Here is a 12,515-nt window from a genome sequence, read left to right as displayed (position 1 = left end):
TTTTAGAAACTTGACTATCCGGTGCTTTTTCAGCCAAAGCACGAATATACTCATCCATAGCTTGACGTAAATCTGCCATAAGCCGTTCAATTTCTGCCGCTGAAGCACCGTAACGCAATGCATCACGTAAAGCAGCTTGTGCTTGTTTTAACTTTTTTTGCACGGATTCAAGTTGATTGTCTTCAATACCCAAAGCAATTTGCCATAAATAATCCACCACATCGCGCAAATCCTCGTCTGTTTGTGCTAAAGAAAGTCTTGTCCACGCACTTTGTAGAACAATAAAATGCGATGCATTTTGCAACCCCTTTTCTGGACGCACAAGCAAAGCAGAAAGCATATCCAATACACGCTCTTTCACAGAAGCATCAAGAGCTAATAGACGACGCAATTCAACCACTGCGCGTGCAACAGGATTCGAAAAAACACGCTGTGGTAATATCATAACAAAAGTTTTGCTACGCCCTTTCTGCCCCGCACCATCTTCTGCCACCAAAGTAATTTTGACTTGCGAACCCGCCCATGGATGCGCTGATATATCCTGTACCATTCGCATTTTCCCCTTTCCACCACGCGGAAGAAGAAGTTCTATTTCCGGAGCATTATAAAGAGAAGAAGCACTTTTATTCTGAGGAAGAAAAGGCTCTATTTCAACAAAAGCCTTTGTCACACCATAATCATCATCCACCACATATCGTAACTCCAATGATCCCGTTAAAATCCTCCCTGGTTTTTCCAACCAATGAATTGTTGGAAGCGTGTCCTTAATTATCTGCAAATGCCATTGCTGTTTTTTACGACGTGATGATACAAATAAATTTATTGGATGCTTTAAATGTGTTTCAAAATGAACAATTGGATCATTCAAAGCTGTTTGTTCCGTTTTCTCTGAAAACGAAACTTCCCTCCCATCTTCTACAGACTTTGCTTTTACTGTAATGCCAGCCCCATTGACAACACGCACAACAACATTACTCCCTTCAGGGATTTCTAGTTGTGTTTTCTCATCTTTTGTCAAATAAATCGGTGCCACACCGGTATAAGCAGGTGGTGTTACCCAAGCATCAATCCGCATGAGTTTTTCATCAACGATAGGACGAAAATCAAAGGCATCAGCCAAACGCCCCCCTTGTGAACCAAAAGAAAAACTAAAAGCGCACACAAAAAGAAGAGCACACAAAGCCCTCAAAGCTAAAGGATCATAATCCGCACTATTAAGAGAGATAAATCCAGTTTTTAAATGGTATAATTGCTTTGCCATTCGGCGTTGATGTTCACGCCAAATAACAGCACTAAAATCTTCATCATTTTCAGAACATAAACGATCTGTCTGAATATTCAAAGGCTGGTGTCTAAGATCATTGACGCGTTCAAGGCGGCAATTTACTTCCCGCATTGTGGGAAACCGAAAACGAATAAGAAAAAATAAACTCGCCCCAGCACAAATAAGTATAACCCCAAGTAAGAGCAAATGTGACCAATAGCCCAAAATACCAAAAAGTCCCAACCAGCTAAACGAACAAAAGAGACTAAGAACGAGGAAAAATGGCAACAACCGTACCCACATCCGTTCAAATGAAAGGATCCCCCACATCAAAATGCGCACACACAAAAGCTTCATTGCAAAACCTTTGATGTTTTTATTTTTCATAAACAAGCATTTATCCCCTTTTATCGTGGTGCATTAAGATCATAAACCCCATACAAAACAATTTCTAGAAAATAAATTGTTTCATCAAAGTTTAGTAAAAATAAGACCCAAAATATTTAATAATGCTCAATCTAATTTGGGCTCAATCCAATCTGGAATATGATCACAGCCTATCAATTGTGCATAATCAAGGCGTGGACGAATGACTGCATAACGCGTATCCTGAACCAGAACTTCCGGCACCAAAAGTCGACTATTATAAGTGCTTGCCATCACTGCGCCATAAGCCCCTGCTCCTGTTAACATCAAAACATCACCCGCTTTTAACACTGGTAAAGAACGTTCCAAACCTAAATAATCACCAGTTTCACAAATAGGACCGACAATATCAGCATTAATCAGAGGGGCATCTATTGGTGTTTTTTTCACTGGCATTACATTTTGCCACGCATCATAAAGCGTTGGACGCATGAAATCATTCATCGCCGCATCAACAATAACAAAATTTCGTCCTTCCCCCTTTTTAAAATACACAACCGATGTCACCAACACACCGGCTTCACCAACAATACTACGCCCAGGTTCTAGGATAATATTGATCCCTAAAGGCGCAATATGTTTCTTTACCAGTGCTGCATACTCAAAAGGAGAAGGTACTGGATGCTTCTCATAACCATAAGGAATACCAAGCCCGCCCCCAATATCGATATGGGTTATCGCATAACCATTATTCCATAATTGACGCACAAAATCTGCAACAATAACAAATGCATCTTCAAACGGTTTTAAATCACAAATTTGACTGCCAATATGGAGATCAACACCACACACATGAAGACCAGGCAATTGAGCTGCTTTTTTATATACATCACCCGCCAAAGACAGTGGAATACCAAATTTATTCTCAGACTTACCTGTTGTAATTTTCTTGTGAGTCTTAGCATCCACATCAGGATTAATGCGTAAAGAAATACGAGCCGTTTTTGAAAGCGCAGCAGCCCGCGCCGATAATTGTTCAAGTTCTGGCTCTGATTCAACGTTAAAACAATAAATATCTTGTGCAAGAGCAAAATCTATTTCTCTCACTGTTTTACCAACACCAGAATAAACAATATTCTGCGCAGGAATACCAACAGCAAGTGCACGCCGTAATTCCCCTTCTGAGACCACATCAGCTCCCGCTCCATTGTTAGCTAAAAGTTGTAAAACTGCTTGATTGGAATTCGCTTTAACCGCATAAGCAATTAAACTCGGCATATCATGAAATGCATTCTGATAATCTTTAAAATGTGCAACGATTGCGCTAGCTGAATAACAATAAAAAGGTGTTTCAACTTCTCGCGCAAGTTCCAAAAGAGAAAGACCTTCAGCGTGAAGCACACCCTGATGATAAGAAAAAAAACGCATAAAAATTCCTATTGTATTAACCGATCAAGAATAAAAGGTTTATCTGTTTTACCTTGAGAAACAAAAGTTCCTTGTGAAGAATTCACTCCTGTTGAAGGAGGTAACTCTAATGACCCTTTACGCCCACACCCAACGATACCCAAGCCCCCAAAAAGGACAATTATCAACCCCTTTAATATAATTTTCATCTGTCCTCTTTCCTCATCTCGATCTCTTTGTTACCTTTAAAATACAATCACTCAAGCGCTCACGAGACGCTTTTTCCAATACGCAATTTGCCGAAGAACCTCTGAAGGCGCTGTTCCCCCAAAGCTTTTACGACTTTCAACAGATTTTTCAACGGTCAAAACATCAAAAAGTGTCGCATTGATATCAGGACAAATTGCTTGAAGTTCATCTAATGATAAATCATGAAGGCGACACTGTTTTTTTTCTGCCAATGCCACAGCACACCCTGTGATGTGATGTGCTTCGCGAAAAGGAATCCCTAAATTGCGTACAAGCCAATCCGCAAAATCTGTAGCTGTTGCATACCCTAAATCCGCTGCTTGTTTCATGGCTTTTTTATTCACTTTCAAATCAGCAATCATCCCTGTCATTGCTGCTAGTGATAATTCCAAACTCAAAGCCCCATCAAACACATATTCCTTATCTTCTTGCATATCCTTTGAATAAGCAAGCGGTAATCCTTTCATCACCGTTAACAATCCCATAAGTGCACCATTCAATCGACCTGCTTTCGCTCGTACTAACTCTGCCGCATCAGGATTTCTCTTTTGTGGCATAATGGAAGACCCTGTTGAAAAAGCATCTGATAAATGAATAAAACAAAACTGTTCACTTGACCAAAGAATTATTTCTTCTGCTAAACGTGAAAGATGTGTTGCACAAAGAGCGCCAGCGCTTAAAAATTCCAATGCAAAGTCACGATCTGAAACACTATCAATTGAATTGCGTGTAGGTTCGCGAAAGCCTAGCGCTTTTGCTGTCATAAAACGGTCAATTGGAAAGCCTGTCCCCGCTAAAGCAGCCGCCCCTAAAGGCGATTCATTCATTCGCTCAAGAGCATCACGCATCCGCGATAAATCTCGACCAAACATTTCAACATAAGCCATCATATAATGACTCAATGTTACGGGTTGAGCCAATTGTAAATGCGTAAAGCCTGGCATAAAGGTATCAACATGTTGTTCTGCGCGAATAAGTAATTGCTCTATCAATCCTTTTAAAGCTTGTGCTATCTTTTGCGTTGCTTCACGTACCCACAAGCGAAAATCAACAGCAACTTGATCATTGCGTGAACGCGCCGTATGCAAACGCCCAGCTACAGGACCTATCAATTCGCTCAGCCGCGCTTCAATATTCATATGAATATCTTCAAGCTTTCGTGAAAAAACAAATTTACCGTCTTCAATTTCTTGGCGAATAAGTTTCAAACCATGAACAATTTTTTCATAATCTGATTGTGAAATGATTTTCGTTTGCGCTAACATAGCCACATGAGAAAGAGAACCTTCAATATCTTGTCGATAAAGTTTTTGATCAAAATCAATAGAAGCATTAATTTCTTCCATAATTGCAGCAGGGCCTGCCGCAAACCGACCACCCCACATTTGGTTCTTTAACTTCTCATCTGTCATATTCTGAAAACACCCATCCAAAGGACAAAATTATGATTTTTCAAATTTTCATCAGCAAAAAAAACAATAAAAAAAGGCAACTTTCCCTTGCATTCTTTATCATTGCATTGAGTTTATACGCAACCATAAACTACGATACCAAAAGAGAGTTTTTTCTTTTCAATTTCATTTCAGCAGCACAAGCACAAGAAATAAATACTGATAAAGCACGAGCAGAAAAAATGATGGCGATACGAAAAGCAGCAAAAGGCTTTTTTAGCCACATACGATTTGCTGATACGCCCTCAGATATGAATAAACTCTCTTTCAAGGATATTCTAGGAAAAGAGCACACACTCAGCGAATTTATCGGAAAACCAATGCTGGTCAATCTATGGGCTATTTGGTGTGCACCTTGCCGCACAGAAATGCCTGAACTTGCGCAATTAAAACGTGAATTAGGTGGAGAAAACTTTGATGTCATAGCTATAAATATCGATAAAACTGCTTCTCCTGAAAAAATTCAGCAATTTTTACAGAATATTCATTCAGATAATTTGCTTTACTATCGCGATGAAACAATGGATATTTTCAACAATGTTAGAAAACAGGGGCTCGCTTTAGGACTCCCCATTACATTGCTCATTGATAAAGAGGGATATCTCATTGCTTCCTTCAATGGTGCAGCTCCATGGGCCAATGACGATGCCAAAGCACTTATAAAAGCAGTCATTAAAGAAGCCCTATAACTTTAATAACCGCGTCTTTTTAAACGTTGTATAACAAGATCCAGTGCTGACAAAAAAGCAGAACGGTCTTTACGAGAAAAAGGACGGGGACCACCTATTATACTGCCCTGTCCACGCAAATCTTCCATCAAATTGCGCATCGCCAAAGCCTGACCAATTGAATTTACATCAAAAATACGCCCCGTTGGCGAAAGACAAAAACCCCCAGCTTGCACAACCCGCGCTGCTAAAGGAATATCACTGGTAATAACGATACTTGCCTCATGCACATGTTCTACGATCCAATCATCAGCACCATTGAATTCACCAGCAACGACCACTCTTTCAATGAGTGCTTCATCTGGAAGGGACAAAGAACGATTTGCCACAACAAATGTCTTAAGCTGATAACGATTCATCACACGATAAACTTCATCTTTTACAGGACAAGCATCTGCATCAATCAACAAAGTGATAGCAGGCTTTATTGGGATAATCATACCTTGGCTTTCAAGCAATAATAAGCTCTTTCATTTATCTGAATGTTGCAAATCCTTGCGATAAAACATTATCGCCGCGTTTATTTCTCCTCCCAAAATAAAAATTGCACTCAATATGTACAGAAAAATAATAGCAACCATAATAGATGCCAACCCTGCATAGGTAGAAATATAATCAAACATCGTTAAATATTGCGCAAAAGCGATAGAAGCCATAAACCATATAAACATTGTCACCACTATTCCTGGTAAAATATCTATAATTTTCCGCCGCCCTGCTGGAAGCCATTTATGAACAATCAAAAGACTGATAAACAAAATAACGATTGCAACTGTATAACGCCATACACGAATAACAGCAATATATTCAGTCATAAAAAAAGAATGATTTTGCATAATTTTGATCAACAAAGGCGCCAGAATCAATAAAAAACTAATCACAACAAGACCAACAGCTCCAAGGATTACAAAAAACAGACTTTGAAAACGACAAAATAACAAACTCCGTCGATCAGTAACACGGTAAGCTTTATTTAAAGCCGTACGCAAAGCCTCTATCCCATTAGAAGCAAAATAAGCCGCTCCAATGACAGAAAGCGTCAACACACCTCCTCGATGAATGGTTAAAACATTAACAATTTCCTGAGATAAAGGCTCTGCAATAACATCAGGCAATAACTGCACCAGTGCTTTAATTTTTTGCGGTGTATAAGTAAAAGCACCTAGAAAACGAGCAAAAGATGTTCCAAAAATAAAAAAAGGGAAAAATGCTAAAAGCCCCGATAGCGCAACATGGCTTGCAAAAGCACTCCCATTATCACGCCAATAATGACTTACTGCGTCACACAAAATACGATAGCTATACCAAAAGATATTTTTTAACAAAACTCAATACTTTCTGGTAAAACTCTTCCTCAGTCTATTTCAAGTTTTATAAAAATCATCAAAACTCTGCAAATAAACATTTTGCAATGTTGCAATATAACGGTCAATAATCAATACGGTCAAGCCCGACTTTATACCAAAACAAAAACAATAACCCACTCTATGAAGTTCTACAACGACCTCATTTTTTTGTTACTTCTACAGATCAGTAACCTCTTCTGTACATCATATGCCCTATAGAGAACTAAGCAAGATGATCGTGCACACATAAAACCTTTTGAAGTCATGGTTATCTATATCGGAGCAATCGCCACTCTTTTTTATTGCAATCTATGACTGAGTAGAGAAAAAACTTCTTATCGGTTTTTAGAAAAAACCAACGAAATTCAACAAAAACCTCTTGTTTTTACTCACCCTTTTTTAGAAACATTCTGACGCCCAAAATCAGGAGCATCAATTTCCTGTCCAGCATCAATAATATTGCGGCGTACAGCACGCGTACGTGTAAAAAAGTTAAACAGTGTCTCACCATCTCCTAAATGAATTGCCCGTTCTAAAAAAGCAAGCCCCTCACTAAAACGGCTCAACATTTCTAAAATAGCATCCTTATTATGCAAACAAATATCTCGCCACATAACGGGATCAGAAGATGCTAAACGCGTAAAATCACGAAAACCGGAAGCGGAATAAGCAATCACTTCCGAATTTGTTACTTTTTCTAAATCACTCGCTGTCCCAACAGTATTATACGCAATCAAATGGGGTAAATGTGAAACAATAGCCAAAACAAGATCATGATGCTTAGGTTCCATCTTTTCGACACGCGCACCACAAGCTTCCCAAAACGCTGTTAATTGTGCGACAGCAGCAGCATCGCTATCCGCAAAAGGCGTTAAAATACACCAACGATTCATAAATAAATCAGCAAAACCAGCATCCGGTCCTGAATATTCCGTTCCAGCAATTGGATGCCCTGGAATAAAATGAACCGTTTTTGGCAATAAAGGTGCCATTTCCGCAATAACCAACGCTTTCGTAGAACCAACATCACTCACAATCGCTCCAAGTTTTAAATGATCACGAATGGTTTTTGCCACTTCTGCACTAGCCCCAACAGGAACAGAAAGAATAACCAAATCTGCTCCTTCAACAGCTTTTGCATTATCTGTCGTATAAAAGTCCCCAAGCTCCAATTCTCGCGCTCTTTTCAGGGTTTCTGGACGACGTGTTGCAATAGAAATCTGAGCCGCAAGATTTTTCTTTTTAATCACTCTTGCTAAAGAAGACCCAATCAGACCGATCCCAATGAGTGCTATTTTTTCAAACTGAGTATGGAGCATCTTTCACCTTCAAAGATTCTTTGCAAATGGCAATAAAGACTAATTGTAAAATCACAATTTTCTTGTTTGTTTGTTCAAGAGTTATGCGTAAAACATTAAAAAATGACAACTAGGGAATAAAGAATAACGCAGTTTACCAATTATCACCTGCGCAAGCTGACAACAGATCACTTTACCTAGAAAACACATAAAAAATAAATGACGAGAAATCTAACATCACGCTCTAAAACTCCCTCTTAATTACTGATCAAAGCGCATCACCGAAACAAAATAAAATGCACTCTCAATTAGGATAACAACGACTCTACATAAAATCCCATCAGTTTACTTTATCTTACTAATTTACTCACAAAAAAACACATCAAAAGCGTAAGCAGACACTAACTCTTCTCCAATTATCCCGATACGTTCATTAATTTGTACATTAGACCTATATAAAACGTATTGCGCCTCCACCTACAACATCAACATAAGTTTCGCGAATATTGAAAACACCGTAAAACAACGCATACCAAAAGATACCATTAAAAACATTTTCCTCTCCCGATTCCGGATACCGTAAATCAAATAAATATGAGAAAAACACGCCCTCTCAATAAAGAAAAAGTTTGATAACAAAAACACCGAATATCCCTTTAATGGAATCACACCCCTCACGTAAAACAGAACGCCCTCAACAGAATAAATTTGGATTACAAATTCATGGGTTTGTTTTAAAAGACATCTCGCTCCCTAGCCTATCTCACGACAGTGTTCGTAAATGTTATAACTATAAATCTATTAAGCACGACCCTCTTCACACTTAAATAAAACACTATCATTATATTTTCCTACCCCCAATGTTGCAAAAAACCTTGGAATTTGAGAGCATTCATAAGAGGCATTTTTAGTGCTTTCTTGTACAGTTTTTATCCACACGCCCCCCACTTATGACGTGCAAAAGACATTGTTCTGATTGATTTAATATGAAAAATAATAAATTATTAATAATAAACAATGACTAGCTCTGTTTATGAGACACATTCATTGCTAAGATAATCATCTCTGTATCAAACATAAAAGTTTCCCCATAGGTGCTGTGGTTTTCATCATAATCTATTTTGACTTTCTTCTCATCCCATGAAGATTCTTAATTCATACTGATCTGCAAACAATTCATTTTCTTGTCTAAAAGATTCCTCTGGCTCACTATTTTAAGTGATTCAATTAATCTATAATACATTGATTTATAAAAATAATACTTTTTTTCAATTTGAATCATAACTTCGAATACTGTAAAATTCTTCCATCACAAACCCTCTTATCAATTAAAATCTCTTGGCTACACGTCACAAGAAGACATGTGAGAAAAAATGATGAAAAACGCTCTCTAATGCTAAAAACTGTAGTAACATTAGAGGCTAGCAAAGTATATAATGAGTGTCGACTTGCGCTTTTATTAAGCATAAAGATAGAGTTGCTCTATGGGTTTTATATTCTTCACAAGGAACTTTACTTCTACACCATTCATAAACACCGCCGCGAAATAGATATGACGCGCATTGAAAAATATTTCTAAGAAAGCGTATGAATCTACCATACAAGTGTCTTCTGTTGTTTGAGATACTCTGTTTTACATGGGGGTGTTACTCCATTAAGACTCTATGAACCAACCTAATATTCACCAAATACCCACACAAAAAAACATCGAACACATAAAATTTGATATGGGCCTCGTATCACTACCCTAAAAACAGTATTTTACGACACAACAAAATAATAAAACTGTTTCAAAATGGCCTTTTGAAAATAAACTATTTCTTTTGAAGAAAAATTTCTATCAAGCTTTCAAGCTCCTAAAATGCATCCTCAAAAATACAAGTTCCATCAACCTCTACTTGATAGCATAACAGTTTTAATTACTGAAAATACCTCTGTGGTATACCAAAAATAAAAAATCATTATATTTCTAGGCTGTTAAGCTGCCATCTGGCGTCGTGCAATAATTGTAAGCCCTAACAAAACTTGACGAATGATAGCTTCGCCCAAAAGTGGATTTTTACGACTGTCTAAAACAGCACTCTGAATTCTTTCCATTGCATAAGAAATTTGTTCTAACTTCCAATATTTTAAAGCTTGTTCAACGATCTTTTTCCGTTGAAAAAAAATGGGAGGGCGTGCCTGAGAAACCACCGTAAAAGGTGAATTTCCTTCAACCTCTACCTGATAACGCAATAGCTGTAATTGCTGAAAATGCCTTTGAGCTGTACTCAAAATTAAAAAAAGTGCCCCCTGCACTGCTGCATGTCGGTTAAAATGCGCTTCAAAGCCTGATATATCGCCCAATAAAAGAGCATCAATGACTTCATCTTGAGAAAGAGCACTGACATCGCTTACAACAGCTTTCACATCTTCAAGAGTAATATGAACATTTGCAGCGTAAAGACAAAGCTTTTCTAATTCACTGCGTGATACAAGGCGATCCGCCCCTAAACATTCATGCAACCATCTACGTGCATCTAAAGAAAGAGTCTTCTTAAACTGTCCTAAAACCTCATCAATCAAACCGTCAAGAGACCGCATATCATCGGCAAAACAGGGTAAAGCCATCGCTTTTGATGCTGTTTCAACAGCATTGCGCAACCCTGTTCCTTTTTTTAAATCCCCTGCCTCAATGAGAATAAAACAAGCTTCTGGTGGTTTCTCAATTAAAAGTTTTAAGGCAGCAAGAAAACCTTTTTGGTTAGCAGCATTAGAGATCCATATCAAACGATCTCCCCCAAAAAGCGATAACGTACGCGCTTCATTTTCTAAACGTGCAGGATCTTTATCAATTTCAGCAGCATCCAAACGAATTGTCGAAAATGGATCTTCTATTGCTACCCGTGTAAGTTTTGCAAAACATTGTGCACGCTCACAAATAAGACCACGATCTGGCCCATAAATGAGAACAATAGGAAAAGCACGTGAAAAACGCATTAGAAACTGATCAACTTCATGTGCTTTTTTCTGAGCCACACTATTAATCCATTAATAGTTCATCATCATCAAGAACTTCCCCGCGAACTTTCTGAAACATGCCAATTAAATCATTGACATCCAAGCCCTTCCGCTCTTCATGACAGACATCCAAAATCACTTTTCCACCATGCAACATCAAGGTACGATCGCCATAATCAAGAGCCTGACGCATAGAATGAGTCACCATAATAGTTGTTAATTTTTTCTCTTCAACGATTTTTTCAGTCAACCGCATCACAAAATCAGCCATTCCAGGATCAAGCGCTGAGGTATGTTCATCAAGCAATAAAACATCCGCATGTGCTAATGTTGCCATCACAAGACAAACTGCTTGGCGTTGCCCACCTGATAAACTATCCATAGGATTATGAATATATGTTTCAAGACCAATGCCTAATTGAGCAATTTTCTCTCGAAAAAATTGCCGTTTCTCATGATTTAAAGCCGCATGCAAACCACGACGACTTCCTCGAAGAGCAGCAAGAGCCAAATTTTCTTCAATTGTTAAAGAACCACAACTTCCCTCTAACGAATCTTGAAAAACACAAGCAATCTTTCCAGCGCGTTCACTGACTGATTGCCTAGAAACATTTTGTCCATTGATAACCACTTTCCCTGTTGAAGGAAGCGTAGCACCCGCTAAAACACTGAGCAAAGTTGATTTACCAGCACCATTTGAACCAATAACCGTAACAAAACTACCCTGATCAATTTTCAGGTTAATATCAATTAAAGCCTGTTTTTCCAAAGGTGTTTGCGGTTTAAATGTGACCCCAACATGAAAAAACTCAATCACGTTTATGCCTCCTCCAATAGCGTGGCACAATAAGGGTTAAAACAACCAACAGCGAAGTAATCAACTGAAGATCTGTCGACGTATCAATGCCAATGCCATTTGCTTCAAATGCAAATTGCACCGCCACACGATAAAGCACAGACCCTACAATACAGCTGATTATAATCCAAAAAATATTGCGCGTACGAAAGAGAGTTTCACCGATAATCACGGCTGCCAATCCAAAAACAATTGTTCCAATTCCACCGGTAATATCTGTTGCAATCGCAGTTTGAATATAAAGAGAACCACCAAGTGCCACACACGCATTGGAAAGCCCCATTCCAAAATATATCAATGCTGATGTATGGACACCTTGCGCCGTCGCCATGCGTGGATTAGCGCCCATTGCACGCATAGCAAGACCAATTTCACTTTCCAAAAAGCGCCAAATCAAAAACGCCATAACGAGCAACACAATACCAACGAAAAGAGGACGCACAAAAATATCAGACAAACCAAACAGATTATAAAAGGGGGTTAACGCCGTATCAGCAAGTGCTAAATTAACATTAGACCCTCCCATAATTCCCATAATACGAAGATTAAC

General features: G+C 38.5%; 11 protein-coding genes. 1 reads left to right on the top strand and 10 read right to left on the bottom strand.

Annotated elements, in window-relative coordinates; translation table 11 throughout:
- The 4 genes from ACFIL8_RS03450 to argH form a co-directional block, all read right to left on the bottom strand.
- Positions 1-1,651 (bottom strand): TIGR02302 family protein (locus ACFIL8_RS03450; RefSeq protein ID WP_375688920.1); only part of this gene is annotated, 1,651 nt, incomplete at its 3' end.
- Positions 1,652-1,777: 126 nt separating this feature from the next.
- Positions 1,778-3,058: a diaminopimelate decarboxylase gene (gene lysA, locus ACFIL8_RS03445; RefSeq protein WP_375628585.1), complete on the bottom strand. Its 1,281-nt coding sequence runs from the start codon at positions 3,056-3,058 to the stop codon at positions 1,778-1,780.
- An 8-nt stretch (positions 3,059-3,066) separates the two neighbouring features.
- Entirely contained in the window at positions 3,067-3,246 is a 180-nt protein-coding gene (locus ACFIL8_RS03440) for an LPS translocon maturation chaperone LptM (RefSeq protein ID WP_375622099.1), read from the bottom strand.
- Positions 3,247-3,297: 51 nt separating this feature from the next.
- Complete coding sequence (gene argH, locus ACFIL8_RS03435) at positions 3,298-4,698, bottom strand: argininosuccinate lyase (RefSeq protein WP_375688918.1); 1,401 nt, start codon at positions 4,696-4,698, stop codon at positions 3,298-3,300.
- A 32-nt stretch (positions 4,699-4,730) separates the two neighbouring features.
- Here argH and ACFIL8_RS03430 point away from each other — a divergent pair, with 32 nt between their 5' ends.
- On the top strand, positions 4,731-5,426 hold the full coding sequence (locus tag ACFIL8_RS03430; protein ID WP_375612735.1) for a TlpA disulfide reductase family protein: 696 nt from the start codon (positions 4,731-4,733) through the stop codon (positions 5,424-5,426).
- Positions 5,427-5,428: 2 nt separating this feature from the next.
- On the opposite strand, the gene ACFIL8_RS03425 is transcribed toward ACFIL8_RS03430, so the two are convergent.
- The 6 genes from ACFIL8_RS03425 to ACFIL8_RS03400 all read right to left on the bottom strand — a co-directional run.
- Complete coding sequence (locus tag ACFIL8_RS03425) at positions 5,429-5,905, bottom strand: YaiI/YqxD family protein (RefSeq protein ID WP_375612882.1); 477 nt, start codon at positions 5,903-5,905, stop codon at positions 5,429-5,431.
- A gap of 30 nt (positions 5,906-5,935) precedes the next feature.
- Positions 5,936-6,790: a YihY/virulence factor BrkB family protein gene (locus tag ACFIL8_RS03420; protein ID WP_375612736.1), complete on the bottom strand. Its 855-nt coding sequence runs from the start codon at positions 6,788-6,790 to the stop codon at positions 5,936-5,938.
- 410 nt (positions 6,791-7,200) lie between these two features.
- On the bottom strand, positions 7,201-8,130 hold the full coding sequence (locus ACFIL8_RS03415; protein WP_375612737.1) for a prephenate/arogenate dehydrogenase family protein: 930 nt from the start codon (positions 8,128-8,130) through the stop codon (positions 7,201-7,203).
- A 1,956-nt stretch (positions 8,131-10,086) separates the two neighbouring features.
- On the bottom strand, positions 10,087-11,127 hold the full coding sequence (gene holA / locus ACFIL8_RS03410) for a DNA polymerase III subunit delta (RefSeq protein ID WP_375612738.1): 1,041 nt from the start codon (positions 11,125-11,127) through the stop codon (positions 10,087-10,089).
- Between the two features lie 4 nt (positions 11,128-11,131).
- Positions 11,132-11,926 carry an ABC transporter ATP-binding protein gene (locus ACFIL8_RS03405; protein WP_375612739.1) on the bottom strand — a complete coding sequence of 265 codons (795 nt, stop codon included), beginning with the start codon at positions 11,924-11,926 and terminating at the stop codon, positions 11,132-11,134.
- Positions 11,919-12,515 (bottom strand): ABC transporter permease subunit (locus ACFIL8_RS03400; protein ID WP_375688916.1); only part of this gene is annotated, 597 nt, incomplete at its 5' end. The genes ACFIL8_RS03405 and ACFIL8_RS03400, both read right to left, overlap by 8 nt.

Source organism: Bartonella sp. AP57NXGY (assembly GCF_042195805.1).
GTDB lineage: Bacteria > Pseudomonadota > Alphaproteobacteria > Rhizobiales > Rhizobiaceae > Bartonella.
The sequence above is the reverse complement of the archived record's forward strand: the minus strand, read 5'-3'. Positions and strand labels throughout refer to the sequence as shown.

Excerpts from the sequence above, each read along its gene's own strand:
- lysA (WP_375628585.1), bottom strand. The coding sequence starts at position 3,058 with ATGCGTTTTTTTTCTTATCATCAGGGTGTGCTTCACGCTGAAGGTCTT.
- ACFIL8_RS03440 (WP_375622099.1), bottom strand. The coding sequence starts at position 3,246 with ATGAAAATTATATTAAAGGGGTTGATAATTGTCCTTTTTGGGGGCTTG.
- argH (WP_375688918.1), bottom strand. The coding sequence starts at position 4,698 with ATGACAGATGAGAAGTTAAAGAACCAAATGTGGGGTGGTCGGTTTGCG.
- ACFIL8_RS03430 (WP_375612735.1), top strand. The coding sequence starts at position 4,731 with ATGATTTTTCAAATTTTCATCAGCAAAAAAAACAATAAAAAAAGGCAA.
- ACFIL8_RS03425 (WP_375612882.1), bottom strand. The coding sequence starts at position 5,905 with ATGATTATCCCAATAAAGCCTGCTATCACTTTGTTGATTGATGCAGAT.
- ACFIL8_RS03415 (WP_375612737.1), bottom strand. The coding sequence starts at position 8,130 with ATGCTCCATACTCAGTTTGAAAAAATAGCACTCATTGGGATCGGTCTG.